At 65.8% G+C, this 13,415-nt stretch carries 13 protein-coding genes; 7 read left to right on the top strand and 6 right to left on the bottom strand.

What is annotated here, in order from left to right; all coding sequences use genetic code 11:
* Positions 1-206 precede the first annotated feature (206 nt).
* Positions 207-1,892, top strand: coding sequence for a mucoidy inhibitor MuiA family protein (locus tag NLM32_RS38160; RefSeq protein ID WP_254133831.1), 1,686 nt, complete (start codon positions 207-209; stop codon positions 1,890-1,892).
* Between the two features lie 180 nt (positions 1,893-2,072).
* Here NLM32_RS38160 and NLM32_RS38155 read toward each other — a convergent pair whose 3' ends face one another.
* The 4 genes from NLM32_RS38155 to NLM32_RS38140 are packed head-to-tail and all read right to left on the bottom strand — an operon-like array spanning position 2,073 to position 5,121.
* Positions 2,073-2,876, bottom strand: coding sequence for a heme ABC transporter ATP-binding protein (locus NLM32_RS38155; protein ID WP_254133830.1), 804 nt, complete (start codon positions 2,874-2,876; stop codon positions 2,073-2,075).
* On the bottom strand, positions 2,873-3,964 hold the full coding sequence (locus tag NLM32_RS38150) for an iron ABC transporter permease (RefSeq protein WP_254133829.1): 1,092 nt from the start codon (positions 3,962-3,964) through the stop codon (positions 2,873-2,875). The genes NLM32_RS38155 and NLM32_RS38150 overlap by 4 nt, the downstream gene beginning before the upstream one ends.
* Positions 3,961-4,908, bottom strand: a complete 948-nt coding sequence (locus NLM32_RS38145; RefSeq protein ID WP_254133828.1) for a hemin ABC transporter substrate-binding protein — start codon at positions 4,906-4,908, stop codon at positions 3,961-3,963. The genes NLM32_RS38150 and NLM32_RS38145 overlap by 4 nt, the downstream gene beginning before the upstream one ends.
* A 6-nt stretch (positions 4,909-4,914) precedes the next feature.
* Positions 4,915-5,121 (bottom strand): hemin uptake protein HemP, encoded by a 207-nt coding sequence (locus NLM32_RS38140; protein WP_254133827.1) that lies wholly within the window; start codon positions 5,119-5,121, stop codon positions 4,915-4,917.
* 247 nt (positions 5,122-5,368) lie between these two features.
* Here NLM32_RS38140 and NLM32_RS38135 point away from each other — a divergent pair, with 247 nt between their 5' ends.
* The 6 genes from NLM32_RS38135 to NLM32_RS38110 all read left to right on the top strand — a co-directional run bounded on the left by NLM32_RS38135 (position 5,369) and on the right by NLM32_RS38110 (position 10,768).
* A complete protein-coding gene (locus tag NLM32_RS38135; RefSeq protein ID WP_254133826.1) occupies positions 5,369-7,732 on the top strand; it encodes a TonB-dependent hemoglobin/transferrin/lactoferrin family receptor in 2,364 nt (787 codons plus the stop codon).
* 96 nt (positions 7,733-7,828) lie between these two features.
* Complete coding sequence (locus NLM32_RS38130; RefSeq protein WP_254133825.1) at positions 7,829-8,161, top strand: antibiotic biosynthesis monooxygenase; 333 nt, start codon at positions 7,829-7,831, stop codon at positions 8,159-8,161.
* Positions 8,162-8,185: 24 nt separating this feature from the next.
* Positions 8,186-8,689, top strand: coding sequence for a heme utilization cystosolic carrier protein HutX (hutX, locus tag NLM32_RS38125; protein ID WP_254133824.1), 504 nt, complete (start codon positions 8,186-8,188; stop codon positions 8,687-8,689).
* A gap of 19 nt (positions 8,690-8,708) precedes the next feature.
* Positions 8,709-9,485 (top strand): tonB-system energizer ExbB, encoded by a 777-nt coding sequence (exbB, locus tag NLM32_RS38120; protein ID WP_254133823.1) that lies wholly within the window; start codon positions 8,709-8,711, stop codon positions 9,483-9,485.
* Between the two features lie 3 nt (positions 9,486-9,488).
* A complete protein-coding gene (exbD, locus tag NLM32_RS38115; protein WP_254133822.1) occupies positions 9,489-9,935 on the top strand; it encodes a TonB system transport protein ExbD in 447 nt (148 codons plus the stop codon).
* Positions 9,935-10,768: an energy transducer TonB gene (locus tag NLM32_RS38110; protein ID WP_254133821.1), complete on the top strand. Its 834-nt coding sequence runs from the start codon at positions 9,935-9,937 to the stop codon at positions 10,766-10,768. Before exbD ends, NLM32_RS38110 begins: the two co-directional genes overlap by 1 nt.
* A 164-nt stretch (positions 10,769-10,932) precedes the next feature.
* Here NLM32_RS38110 and NLM32_RS38105 read toward each other — a convergent pair whose 3' ends face one another.
* Entirely contained in the window at positions 10,933-12,288 is a 1,356-nt protein-coding gene (locus tag NLM32_RS38105; protein ID WP_254133820.1) for an esterase-like activity of phytase family protein, read from the bottom strand.
* Between the two features lie 109 nt (positions 12,289-12,397).
* Entirely contained in the window at positions 12,398-13,369 is a 972-nt protein-coding gene (locus NLM32_RS38100; protein ID WP_254135520.1) for an MBL fold metallo-hydrolase, read from the bottom strand.
* Positions 13,370-13,415: the final 46 nt, after the last annotated feature.

Here is a 13,415-nt window from a genome sequence, read left to right as displayed (position 1 = left end):
CTGAACGAGCCGGCCTGAACTCGGCTTCTGAGTCCCGGTTGTGCCGCGGCGCGGTGACGCGTTCCGCGGCCATGGTGCTGCCGCAGCCGCGCCCAACGGAAACCCCAATCGAACCAGTTCCTTCCCTGCCGCGTCTCACCACGATGGCGTGGCATGTTTTCGCAGCGTCCGGCTGGCGGCGCGGCGATATCGGCAGGGAGAAGTTTATGCGCACGATCGCAAGATGTCTGGCGACGACGAGCCTGGTCCTGGTAACCACGGCGCTCGCCGCGCCCTCATGGGCCGCCGATGTGGACGCCACATCGGCCATCGACACCGTCACCGTCTATCCTGATGGCGCCACGGTCACCCGCGTGATCGCGGTCGATCTCGCCTCCGGCGACAGCACCCTGGTCGCGAAGGATTTTCCGCTCTCGCTCGACCCGTCCTCGCTCCGCGTCGAGGGTGAGGCGGGTGCAAAACTCACCATCGGCACGATCGATGCGCGGCCGCCGCGTGCGGCGCCGCCGGTGAATCTCCCTGAGCTCGACAAGCGCATCGAGGCGCTCAAGGACGAGCGTGCCGATTTGCAAGGCGCGATCGATGCCGCGGCCGCCCGGCGCAAATTCGCGCAGCGCTTCGCCGAAGCCTCACCCGCCGGTCTCGGCGAGAAGGGCGAGGCGCGCCCGATCACCGAATGGCGTGCGGCCTTTACCGCGGTGGCCGAGGAAGTCGCGGCGGCAGAAACGGCGATCCGTGATGCTTCGCGAAAGCAGCGCGAGATCGATCGCCAGATCGCGCAACTCGAAGCCGACCGGTCGGCCAAGCCGCCCAGCAAGCTCGAGGTTCGTATCGACATCGCCTCCGCAGCCGCGACGAAGGCAACGCTGCGGGTCACTTATGCCGTGCGCAATGCGCGCTGGCTGCCGCTCTATGACGCCCGGCTCGATACCGGCGCCAAGGACCGCAAGCCGCAACTCGAACTGGTCCGCCGCGCCGAGGTCACGCAGTCGACCGGCGAGGATTGGTCCAACGTCACGCTCGGTGTTTCCACCGTCCGCATCGCCCGCGGTGGCAGCGCGCCTGAGCTGGGCTCGCTGGTGGCGCAATATCCACAGCTGCCGAAGCCGCGCGCGTTTGGCTCGGCCGCGGATACTGCCATGCCGGCGCCCGCGGCGGCGCCAATGCTGCGAAAGATGCAATCAGCCGCCGTGCCCCCCGAGCAGGCCGATATGCCTGTACGCGCGGAAGAGCAGCAGGCGGCCGCCGAGATCGGCGACTTCCAGGCTACCTTCAAGATTCCGGGCCGTGTCAGCCTCGGTGCCGCCGAAGGCGCCAAGAGCCTGCGCATTGCTTCGATGAGCGTGCCCGCCGATCTGGCGGTGCGTGCCGCGCCGGTGCTGGATCCCACCGCGTTCCTCGAAGCCAGTTTCAAGCAGACTGACGATGCGACGTTGCTGCCGGGCAAGGTCGCGATCTACCGCGACGGCATCTTCGTCGGTCGTGGCAAGCTCTCGGCTTCCGCCAAAGACGACATCGTGCGGCTCGGCTTCGGCGCCGACGACAAGGTCAAGATCGAGCGTGCGGTGCTCAAGCGCAATGAGGGCTCGGCAGGCCTGATCGTGACGACGTCGAAGACCGACGAGCGTGCGTTCAAGACCACCGTCCGCAACGGCCACGATTTCCCGATTCACGTCGCGATCGAGGATCAGCTGCCGGTCAGTGAGAACGACGAGATCGTCGTCGAGATGCTGCCGGCGACCACGCCGCCCACGGCGAAGGATATCCGTGACAAGCGCGGCGTGCTGGAATGGTCGTTCGACGCCAAGCCCGGTGAAGTCAAGGACATCAACTTCGCCTGGCGCGCCCGCTGGCCGAAGGACAAGAACATGGTGATCGTGCCGTCGGGCTAGTTTCTCGCGGTCGGCGGCGCTGCCTTACCTCGCCCCGCTTGCGGGGAGAGGTCGGAATGCGCGCTGAAAGCGCGTATTCCGGGTGAGGGGGACTCTCCGCGAGTGCAACTCTCATCGTCCCCGCGGAGACTCCCCCTCACCCCAACCCTCTCCCCGCAAGCGGGGCGAGGGAGCGCACCTTCACCGTGGCGGCGCGGCCGCCCGCATCGACTGCGGCAGCACATAAGGCACGCCGCCGTCGGCCTGATGGACGACGGCGTCGATCTCGAAGATCTCGCGGATGGTTTCGCGGGTGACGATGTCGGCGCGCGGGCCATCGGCGGCGAGCTTGCCGCCGTTCAGCACGATCAGCCGGTCGGCAAAGCGGATCGCGAGATTGAGATCGTGCAGGATCGCGATGACCGCCGTGCCGGCGGCCGCGCGGCGGCGCGCGGCTTCGACCAGGTCGATCTGGTGGCGCAGATCCAGGCTCGAGGTCGGTTCGTCCAGCAGCAGCAGCCCGGGTCCGTGCTCCGCCTCGCCACAGGCGAGCTGCACCAGCACCCGGGCGAAATGGGCGCGTTGCTGCTCGCCGCCCGACAGCGTCGGCAATTGCCGTTCGCGGAAATGCGACAGGCCGACTTCATCGAGCGCGGCGTCGACCAGCCGGCCCGCCTCGCGCGGGCTGCGATCGCCCGCGCCCATCAGCACGATCTCCTCGACGGTGAAGGGGAAGGTGACGTTGATGTGCTGGGACAGCATCACGCGGCGCGCGGCAAGTTCGCGGGGGGTATAGAGGTTGATGTCGCGCTGCTTCAGCTTGACCTCGCCCTCGCTCGGGCGGAGATCGCCGGAGAGCAGTCGCAGCAGCGTCGACTTGCCGGCACCGTTCGGGCCGATGATGGCAACCATCTCGCCGGCTGTGACGCCGAGGCTGACGTCATCGAGCAGCCTCGCGCGGCCGGCGCGTTTGCTTAAAGCACGCGCCTCGATCACGGCGCTCATAGTGAAGCGAGCCCACGCTGCCGCAGCAGGATGCCGAGGAAGACCGGCGCGCCGACCGCCGCGGTCAAAATGCCGATCGGCATCTCGGCCGGCGCCACGATGGTGCGTGCCAGCGTATCGGCGCCGACCATCAGGATCGCGCCCAGCAGCACCGAGGCCGGCAGCAGCAGGCGATGCGCGGGGCCAATGACGAGGCGCAACAGATGCGGCACGACGATGCCGACGAAGCCGATGACGCCGCTGATCGACACCGCGACGCCGGTCATGGCGGAGACCATCACGATCGCAATCCGTTTCAGGCGCTCGACATCGACCCCACCGTGAAAGGCATCGGCTTCGCCGAGCACCAGCAGATCGAGGCCGCGCGCGATGAAGGCGCAGGCCGCGAGCCCGGCCGCGAGGACCGGCGCGAGCACGGCGGCCTTGGTCCAGGTTGCGCCGCTCATCGAGCCCAGCATCCAGAACGTGATGTCGCGAAGCTGGCGGTCGTCGGCGATGAACACCAACAGCCCGATGCCGGCGTTGGTGATGGCGGTGATGGCGACGCCGGCGAGTAGGAAGATCGCGATCGACGTTCTGCCGGCACGGCTGGAGATGCCGTAAAGAATCGCGGTCGTGACCAGCGACCCCGCAAAGGCCGCGAGCGGCAACAGCTCGGTCTGGAGGAAACGAAACGTCCCGCCGAAGCGCGAATCGGTGAAGACGATCGCGCATGCAGCCGCGAGCGCGCCACCGCTGGAGACGCCGACCAGCGCCGGATCGGCGAGCGGATTGCGAAACAGCCCCTGCATGATCGCGCCGGCTGCCGCGAGCAGGCCGCCGACCATCGCGGTCGCGGCGATCCGGGGAATGCGGATCGACCACAGCACGAGCTGATCGCGCGCCGTGACGGTCGTCGCGGCGCCGTCCGCGACAAGGCCGAGCGCGGCCGGCAGCCGGGCGAGGGGAATGCCCGCCGCGCCGACGGTCAGCGCGACGATTGCGGTGGCGGTGAGCACGATGAGCAGAAGCGGAATCGCCAGCGATGCGGAGCGCCGTCCTTTGCGACGTCGAGGTCCCCGCGCCTCGGTCTCGACCGCCGCGCTCATTGCCGGCAATTCGCCGCCGACAAAGCCGACGTGAATGCGCCATCAGCCAGCGCCGGATAGAGCTTGACCGAGAGATCGCGCGCCGCCGCCGCCGTGCGCGGTCCGAAGCCGAGCAGATAGAGCCCGTCCATCGTCACAAAACTCTTGTTGGCCGCGACCGGCGTCAGGGCGAAGCCGGGATGAGTGTAGACCGCGTCGGCCTGGAGCGAGTCCTTGCCGCGCTCGATCGACAGCACCACGTCGGGCTTGGCCGCGACGATCGCCTCGTCGCCGATGATCTTGTGGACGTCGTAATCGTCGACGGCGTTGGCGGCGCCTGCGAGCTGGATGATCTCGTCGGCCGCCGTCTTGTGGCCCGCGACCATGGCGCGCCCGTTCTGGAGCGACATCACGAACATCACGCGCACCGGCCTGGTCACCTTGGCGCGCAGCGCACGAAGCTGGGCGAGGTCGGTACTGACCGCAGTGCTCAGGCATTCGGCGCGGGCATCGACACCCATGGCATGGCCGACCAGCCTGATCTTCTCGATCAGGCCGTCCTCGGAGAAGGTCTCGGGCACCAGCACCAGCGGCACCTTTGCGGTATCGAGGAGATCCATGGTCTCGCGCGGGCCCGAGCCCTGGATCGCGAGGATCAGCGTCGGGTTGAGGCCGAGCACGCCTTCCGCCGAGATCTGGCGCATGTAGCCGACGTTCGGCTTGTCGTGCAGCGCCGTCGCCGGATAGAGGCTCGTGGTATCGACGCCGACCAGCCGGCTCTCGAGCCCGAGTGCATAGAGGATCTCGGTGATGGCACCGCCGATCGCGACCGTGCGCGCGATGTCGTTGACCGCGACGTCACGGTTGCGTGCGTCATGCACGACGATGCCGGCCGCGTTGGCGGCGGGCGCGCGTGTGATCGTACCGGCCAGCAGCAGATACAGCAGGGTGCGACAAAATGTCATTGCGGTCTACTTCGTCAGGATCAGCTTGTTCTGCGAGGTCAGGCGAAGGCGATAGTTGTCCTCGCCGTGTGCGATCATGATCTCGCGCTCGGTGGCAAACAGCTCGCGGCTGTCGATGCGATTGCCCCGCATCATCAGGGTTCGCGTTGTTGCAGAAGGGTTTTCCACGTGCCCTCCGGCGTCGTTGATGCTGTCTCCGGATGCGGCTGACATGGGTCTGGTGATGCGCTTTCGAAATTTCAGGTGCTGCTTGTTTGTATAAGCGGCGTGAGGCGCATTCCAACCGCAGCAACTTACAATCGATATAAACTGCAACCCGACGTCATTGACCGTCAGAGTGTTGCCACGTTACCAAACAGGACGATGCGGGCCGGGGGCCCGCACACAAATAGCCAGCCAGTCGCTCGCCTCGCGCTAGCGCACGCCAGCCAACAAGACACAAGATGATTGGGTTGGGGTTATGGCTGACGGGGCTAGGTATTCGCGCGCCTTGATTTTGGGCGCGTCGGTGGTTTCAATCGCGGCAATGGCGGCGGAGAGCAGTCTTGCGCAGACGGCGCAGCCGCAGGCCGAACAGGATTCGGCGGCAGGATCGAAGCAGGCCAAGCGCAAGCAGGCCAAGCCGCAAATTGCGCAGCAAGCCAAGCCTGCGCAGCAAGCCAAGCCTGAAGTCATGAACGCTCGTGCCCAGGCCGGCGGCGCGGCGCCGGTGCAGACGCTCGACACCATCACGGTGGCCGCGACCAAGACCGAGGAGCGCGCGATCGACTCGCTCGCGCCGGTCTCCTCCGTCTCGCTCGACAAGATCCAGGGTTTGCAGCCGAACCGGCTGTCGGACATCTTCTATAACGTCCCCGGCGTGTCGTTCCAGGAGCGCGGCGATGATCCCGCGACCGTCATCAATGTCCGCGGCTTGCAGGATTTCGGCCGCGTCGCCGTCGTGGTCGACGGCGCGCGGCAGAATTATCAGCGCACCGGTCACAACGCCAACGGCTCCTTCTTCCTCGATCCTGAATTGATCGGCGGCGTCGATGTGGTGCGCGGACCGACCGCCAACATCTACGGTTCCGGCGCGATCGGCGGCCTGGTCTCGTTCCGGACCAAGGACATCAACGACGTGCTGCGTCCCGGCGAGCGCTGGGGTGTCGATCTCTCAGGCTCCTACGGCTCCAACAACAGCCGCGGCCTCGGCTCGGTGTTCGGCGGCGTGCGCGCGACGCCCGACGTCGATATCTTCGGCGGCGCGGTCTACCGCACGCAGGGCAATTACAAGGACGGCAACGGCACCGAGATCGGCAACACCGGCAACCAGGTCGAGGCCGGGTTGATGAAGCTGACGGTGCGCCCCGCGCTCGGTCACGAGGTCAAGTTCGGCGCCACGTTCCAGGACTATCAATACAGCATCGGCCAGATCAACCGGGGTCCGACGACATCGGCGGCGCTGATCGCGTTGAACCGTGGTTCGTCGGTCTACGCCTCCGATGCCAAGAACTACACCGGCACCGTAACGTGGAACTACGCGCTGCCGAGCGACAATCTGTGGGACTGGCACATGTCGGCCTACGCGAACCGCACCGAAAACGACCAGACCAAGACCTATGATTACGGCAACCCCACGGCCTATTGCAACGGCGGTCTCGGAAACAACATTTCGGGCTGCGTCGGTACCAGTCGTGCCTACAAGCTGAATACGTTCGGCTTCGATGCCAACAACACCACGCGTTTCGACGTCGCCGACTGGCGCAATGCACTGACGTGGGGTGTCGATGCCTTCCAGGACGACGTCATCACGACCGACAGCCGCGGCAATTCCAACGTCACCACGCCGAGCGGCATCCGCACCGTGTCGGGCGGCTTCCTCCAGTTGAAGCAGAACTACGGCACCTGGTTCGAGGCGGTGAGCGCGGTCCGATACGACCGCTACAATCTGCAGTCGGGCGGCACCAACACGGGCGGTGATCGCTTCTCGCCGAAGATCACCCTCGGCGTCACGCCGGTCCCGGGCTTCCAGCCCTATGTGAGCTACGCCGAAGGCTACCGCGCCCCGTCGATCACGGAAACGGTCATCTCCGGCGCCCATGCGACCGGGGGCGGACCGGCCCTGTTTGCCTGTCCGGACGGCACCTCCGGCGTGTTCTGCTTCCTGCCCAATGCGAACCTTCGCCCCGAGGTCGGCAAGAACAAGGAAGTCGGCTTCAATCTGAAATACGACAACATCTTCCGCGCATCCGACTCGTTCCGCGGCAAGATCAACCTGTTCCAGAACGATGTCAGCGACTACATCGACCTCGTGCCGTTCGGCTTCGTGGCGTTCCCGGGCTTTGGCTCGTTCGCCAAGTACTATCAGTACCAGAACATCGCCAGCGCCCGGATCCAGGGTTTTGAGGCGGAGACGATGTACGATGCCGGCGACTGGTTCGTCGGTGTCTCCGGTCATTACATCCAGGGCAAGAACGTCGCGACCAATGTCGGGCTTGCGACCATCACGCCGCGCAAGGTCGTCACCACGGGCGGTGTCCGCCTGCTCGATCGCACGCTGATCCTGACCGCGCAGTGGGCCTCGTACGGTCCGAACAACGACGTGCCCGCCGGTTATCTGCCCGCGACGGGATACGAGCTGGTCAATCTGTACCTGACCTACAACGCGACCAAGGACATCGTGTTCTCGGCCTCGATCGACAACCTCTTGAACCAGTACTACCGGCCCTACGCCATTCCCGGCAGCTCGGTCGACGGCACCACGCAGAACGACGTGCTGTGGTCGAGCCCGGGCGCGGGTCGGGTCTACAAGGCCGGCCTGAAGATCCACTTCGGAGGTGCGTAAGCCGCGCGTCGCAACGTCACCCACGTCCGCCGGGCCGCGCTGATGCTCCAGCGCGGCTTCGGCGTGTATTCGTTTCAATGAGAAGGAGAGACTCTTATGTTCATCGCCATGAACCGGTTCCAGGTGAAGAAGGGCGCGGAGACCGCGTTCGAAACCGTCTGGGCCACCCGCGAATCCTATCTCGGCAGCATGCCGGGCTTCGTCGAGTTTCATCTCTTGAAGGGCCCTGAAGCCGAGGACCACACGCTCTATTCGTCGCACACGCTTTGGGTCGACAAGGCCGCGTTCGAAGCCTGGACCCGCTCGGACCAGTTTCGCCGCGCCCATGCCCGCGCCGACAATCAGACCGGCGAGAGCCTCTATCTCGGTCATCCCAAGTTCGAGGGGTTTGAGGTGATCCAGAGCGAGCGCAAGGCTGCGGCGGCCTAAGGCGGCGCAGATGAGGAGCCGGACATGCTGAGCACAGATCTCGCCGATCTCAGGGCGTACATGGCCGACAATCCCGGCGCGGTCATCGAGGACGTCGCGCGCGAGCGCAAGGTCACGCCGCGCGCCGTGATCGAGGCGCTGCCGTTGTCGATGCTGCGCATGGGCGGCGGCGAGCATTTCGCCGCCGCGATGCAGGACATCGCCGCATGGGGCGAGGTCACGCTGATCGTCCACACCGATGACGCGATCTTCGAGTTCACCGGCAGCATTCCGGCTGGCGAGATCGGCCGCGGCTATTTCAACCTGATGCAGCCGAAGGGCCTGCACGGCCATCTCCGCCACGAGCGTTGCGCCGGCATCGCCTTCGTCGAGCGGCCCTTCATGGGCAAGACGTCCGCCTTCGTCGCCTTCATCAATGCCGACGGCGGCATCATGTTCAAGGTGTTCGTCGGTCGTGACGAGACCCGGGCGTTGCGTGCGGATCAGCTCCAAAGGTTCCGGCAGCTGGCGGACCGGATCGCGGTGTAACGTCATTCAGGAGATCAGGATGCAGGGCAATCTTCGGCTTCGGCATGTGATCGCAACCATCGCGCTGGCGCTCGCGCCGACACCGGTCTTCGCGATCGATGAGGCGCTGCTGCCGCGCAATCTGTCGCCGTGGGGTATGTTCATCGGCGCCGACATCGTCGTGAAGGCGGTGATGATCGGGCTGGCTTGCGCCTCGCTGGTGACCTGGACGGTGTGGCTCGCCAAGACCATCGAGCTGCGCCGCAAGAGCGCGCTCGCCGTGCAGCGGACGCGTGCGCTCGAAGGCAAGATGAAGCTGGCCGAGGCGGCCGAACGTGCGGGTGAGGCGCACGATGCGGTGGCGCAGCTCATCCAGTCCTGTGCGAAAGAGGCGGAGCTGTCGGGCGGCATCGTCGACGACGGCCTGCAGGAGCGCGTGGCGTTGCGGCTCGAGCGGGTCGAGGCGGCGATGTCGCGGCAGATTGCACGCGGCACCGGCGTGCTCGCGACCATCGGCGCCACGGCGCCGTTCGTCGGCCTGTTCGGCACCGTCTGGGGCATCATGAATGCCTTCATCGGCATCTCGGAGAGCCACACCACGAGCCTCGCCGTGGTCGCGCCCGGCATCGCGGAGGCGCTGCTCGCCACCGCGCTCGGTCTCGTCGCCGCGATTCCGGCGGTCGTGATCTACAATCATCTGGTCCGCGGCATCGCCAATTATCGGGCGTTGCTCGGTGACGCATCCGCGCAGCTGATGCTGCTGGTGAGCCGGCAGCGCGATCACAGGGACTTCCGCCTGGCGCGGGCGGCGGAGTAGGCCATGGCCGCGAAGCTCGGCACGCGCACGGGATCGCCGCTCAGGCGCGGCGTCCCTGACGATCTCGACGTCGTCAATGAGATCAACGTCACGCCGTTCATCGACGTGATGCTGGTGCTACTGATCATCTTCATGGTGGCAGCCCCACTCGCCACCGTCGACATCGGCGTCGAGCTGCCGGCGACGGCCGCCGAGCCGGCACCACGGCCGGACAAGCCGGTCTTCGTCACGGTGAAGCCGGATCTCGCGATCGCCGTCGGCGAAGACGTCGTGGCCCGCGACGCGCTTGCCGCCTCGCTCGACGCCGCCACCAAGGGACGCAAGGACGAGCGCATCTATCTGCGCGCCGACAAGGCCGTTTCCTATGGCGACCTGATGGAGGTGATGAACACCTTGCGCAATGCCGGCTATCTCAAGGTCGCTCTCGTCGGCCTCGACGGACGCAGTTGATGACCGCGGCCAACGCCTTTGCGCTGCATCAGCCGCTTGGCGAGCGTGAGACGACGCGCTGGAGCGTATCGGCCGCCGTCATCATCACGTTGCATATCGCTGCCGCGCTGCTCACGATGCACTGGCTCAGGTCGCAGCCGGAGCAGGGCGTCACCCTGCCGGCGATCATGGTCGACATGGCGCCGATGACGTCGGCGCCGCAATCGACGCCGCTCGACCTCGCGCCGGGGCCGGTGATGGAGCAGGCCGATGCCTCTCCGCCCGATCAGGCCGCGCCGCAGGCCGTCGAGGAGACCATCGCGCCGACGCCGCCGCAGGACAAGCCGGACGTGGTGGCGCCGCCCGAACAGAGGTTGAAGCCGGTGGACGCCGAGCCCACGAGGGTCCTCGCCGAGACCAGGCCCGAGCCGGTCAAGCCGAAGGTGGTGCGTCCCGAAGCGAAGAAGCCGAGCCACACGACACCCGCGCCGCGCACCACCGCTTCGCCGCGCGCGGAGCGGCAGGCGCCGGCCGCATCGGCCGTCAGCACCGGCGCATCGGCGGTGGCGATCGCCTCCTATAACCAGATGGTGGCGGCGCATCTGCAGCGCTTCAAGCAATTTCCGCCGGCGTCGAAGGCGGCCGGCGAGCATGGCGTGGCGCGGTTGAGCTTTACGCTGAGCCGCAGCGGCCAGGTTCTCGGCAGCCGTCTTGCCGGCTCGTCCGGCTATGCCGCGCTCGACGCCGAGACCATGGCGATGGTCCGCCGCGCCCAGCCATTCCCGCCGTTCCCGCCGGAGATCGCGCAGGCCTCGATGGGCTTTACCGTGCCGATCTCGTTTGCGATCAGGTAGGCTTTTTTCACCTCGCCCCGCTTGCGGGGAGAGGTCGGATTGCATCGAAGATGCAATCCGGGTGAGGGGGTACAGGTCTCACGACAATCTTACGTGTGGAGAGAGGCCCCTCACCCCAACCCTCTCCCCGTAAGAACGGGGAGAGGGAGAGGAGAGAGCTCTGCTTACTTCGCCTTCAGGAAATCGGCGACGTCGAGCAGCATGAACTCGTCGTCGTCGGCCTTGTTGGGATCGCGGCTCGACGAGAACGGCAGGTTGTTGTCGTTGCCGACGATGATGTGGGTGTCGTCGACGCGATCGACGTTCTCGATGGTGAAGAACGGGAAGGTGTAGACGCCGTCATTGAGCGGCTTGCGCGCCTTCTTGTCGGGATCCTGGATCTTCAAGAGGTCGATATAGCCGATCTTGCGCACGGGCTTGCCGACATTGGCGTCGTTGAGCTCGATCTTGTAGACGCGCTTGAACTTGGCGACATCAGGGAAGCAGTTCTCGCCGCGGGTGCCGGCCGGGCAGGCCTTGTCGGGCGTGCCTTCGCCGTTGTCGCGCTCGATGACGAGGCCGGCGGAGGGGTCAATCATGTTGAAGTCGCCGATGGCGTTGCCGTTCTGCTCGAACACATACTGCCAGTAGCGGCCGGTGAATTTTTCGGCGGCGACGTCGAATTCGAGGATGCGGGAGGCTTCCTTGCCGTCGACCCGCTCCCAATCCTTCTTGTCGGCATCCCACAGCGGGCCCTCGAGCAGACCGTAGAGGAATTTGCCGTCCTTCGACGAGGCAAAGCCTTCAAAGCCCTTGGAGCGACGCAGATTGACGTTGGTGTAGGTCGCGCCCGGCGCGCCCGGTGTCGCCACCGCCCAATGGTCGGGCGAGCGCACCGGCTTGCCGTCGGCGATGGTCTCGAACACGGCGAGGATCTTGCCGGTCTTGTCGGCCTTCAGGACGTAGGGGCCGAACTCGTCGCCGATCCAGAAGGTGTCGCCGATGATCTGGAAGCCCTCGGTGTCGAAATCGGCGCCGGTGAGATAGCGCTTCTCGGTGTCCTCGTGGACGATGCGGAACGGTACCTTCTTGTCGGGGTCGTGCAGGAAGACGGTCCCTTCGCGCTCGATCTTGCCGCCCGCCCAATCCATCTTGTAGTGGTTCAGGTACAGCATCGAGTCCATCGAATTGGCGCGCGCGCCCATGCCGTTGTCGGTGATGACCCAGAAGCTGCCGTCGGGCATCTTCTTGATGCCGGAATGGCCCTGCAGCGGCTGCCCCTTGAACGGCAGCGAGACGCCGGTCGAACGTTCGAAGGATTTGCCCATCACGGTGCCGAGCGCGTCGACGCGCTTGCCGGTGGTGTATTTTCCCGAGGTCTTGAGATCGGCCGGCGCATCGGCCGGGGCATCGATGAAGGTCGCAGCCGGCATCACCACGTGGCCGGCGAGCTTGGCCGGGAATTCACCCTCGCTCTGTGCGAGCGCGGTGCTCGCGGTAAGAACGATCGTTGCGACGGTGCAGAGAAAAGTCGCGCGCATGTGCGTCTCCTGTTAGCGGACGACGCCTTATGCGGATCGCATATTGCAGTTTTGTGAAGCCGGGCCAAACGCCGCAGGCGCGGTTTATTCCCTTACCGCACGCGGCGTCTCACGCGGTTTCGTAGACCAGTCTGGTGAAGAAGCCGGGGTCGACGAGGAACTGTCCCCACTTCGCATCGAACGCGGCGGTTGGCTTGGCCGCAACCGTCTCGTCGCGTGTCTTTCCCTGCTTCTTGAGATTGCCGACATTGTCCCTGATAGCGACCAGCATGTCGCGGAAGCCCTGAAGCTCGGCTTTGTTGCTGACGGGCTTGCCGTGACCGGGGATGATGATGGTGTCGTTGTTGGCTGCTGCCAGATTGGCATCGGAGGCCGCAATCATGCCGTCAATGCTGCCGCCGGTCGAATGGTCGATGAAGGGATAGATGCCGTTCCAGAAGGTGTCGCCGGCATGCAGGATATTGGCCTCGGCGAACATGACCGAGATGTCGCCGTCGGTGTGAGCGGGCCCGTAATATCTCAGCGCGACCGACGCTCCGTTGAGCTTGAGGTTCTGCTCCTTGGTGAAGACCTCGGCCGGGACCGCGCTGGCGGGCAACGCAAGGAAATTGTAGTCCCAGTCTTCGACCCGTTGAACGACGGAAAGATGCTTGCGGGTGTTTTCGTGGGCGATGATCTTCGCGCCGGCTGCGCTCAGCCATTCATTGCCGTCGGCATGATCGAAGTGCCAGTGTGTGTTGATCAGATGCGCGATCGGCTCGCCGCCGAGCTCGGCAAGCGCCTTGCTGAGCTGTGGGCGCGAGACGCCGATGCCGGCATCGACCAGAAGCTTGCCGTCCGGTCCGGTGAGGACGGCGATGTTGCCGCCGGATCCTTCGAGCGCGCTGATATTGTTGCGCAGCTTGTAGGTCTTGATCGGTGACGTCGCCGCGCTGTCCTTGATCAGGCTGACGAGGCCGCGCGCTTCCGCGTAGGCCTGCCGCGGGCTGAGCCATCCCCCCGTTGCGGCGAACGCGGCGCCGCCGACGCAGCACAGGCAAAAGCCGCGTCGGGACATTGACTGGAGCTTTGGCGATCCCATGCGATGCTCGCTTTCTGGAGCGAGGACAATTGCGGCCACGGTCGCT

Source organism: Bradyrhizobium sp. CCGUVB14, from assembly GCF_024199935.1.
Classification (GTDB): Bacteria; Pseudomonadota; Alphaproteobacteria; order Rhizobiales; family Xanthobacteraceae; genus Bradyrhizobium.
The sequence above is the reverse complement of the archived record's forward strand: the minus strand, read 5'-3'. Positions and strand labels throughout refer to the sequence as shown.

Excerpts from the sequence above, each read along its gene's own strand:
- exbB (WP_254133823.1), top strand. The coding sequence starts at position 8,709 with ATGCAGGGCAATCTTCGGCTTCGGCATGTGATCGCAACCATCGCGCTG.
- NLM32_RS38135 (WP_254133826.1), top strand. The coding sequence starts at position 5,369 with ATGGCTGACGGGGCTAGGTATTCGCGCGCCTTGATTTTGGGCGCGTCG.
- hutX (WP_254133824.1), top strand. The coding sequence starts at position 8,186 with ATGCTGAGCACAGATCTCGCCGATCTCAGGGCGTACATGGCCGACAAT.
- NLM32_RS38130 (WP_254133825.1), top strand. The coding sequence starts at position 7,829 with ATGTTCATCGCCATGAACCGGTTCCAGGTGAAGAAGGGCGCGGAGACC.
- NLM32_RS38160 (WP_254133831.1), top strand. The coding sequence starts at position 207 with ATGCGCACGATCGCAAGATGTCTGGCGACGACGAGCCTGGTCCTGGTA.
- NLM32_RS38100 (WP_254135520.1), bottom strand. The coding sequence starts at position 13,369 with ATGGGATCGCCAAAGCTCCAGTCAATGTCCCGACGCGGCTTTTGCCTG.
- NLM32_RS38110 (WP_254133821.1), top strand. The coding sequence starts at position 9,935 with ATGACCGCGGCCAACGCCTTTGCGCTGCATCAGCCGCTTGGCGAGCGT.
- NLM32_RS38105 (WP_254133820.1), bottom strand. The coding sequence starts at position 12,288 with ATGCGCGCGACTTTTCTCTGCACCGTCGCAACGATCGTTCTTACCGCG.
- NLM32_RS38155 (WP_254133830.1), bottom strand. The coding sequence starts at position 2,876 with ATGAGCGCCGTGATCGAGGCGCGTGCTTTAAGCAAACGCGCCGGCCGC.
- NLM32_RS38150 (WP_254133829.1), bottom strand. The coding sequence starts at position 3,964 with ATGAGCGCGGCGGTCGAGACCGAGGCGCGGGGACCTCGACGTCGCAAA.
- NLM32_RS38140 (WP_254133827.1), bottom strand. The coding sequence starts at position 5,121 with ATGTCAGCCGCATCCGGAGACAGCATCAACGACGCCGGAGGGCACGTG.
- NLM32_RS38145 (WP_254133828.1), bottom strand. The coding sequence starts at position 4,908 with ATGACATTTTGTCGCACCCTGCTGTATCTGCTGCTGGCCGGTACGATC.
- exbD (WP_254133822.1), top strand. The coding sequence starts at position 9,489 with ATGGCCGCGAAGCTCGGCACGCGCACGGGATCGCCGCTCAGGCGCGGC.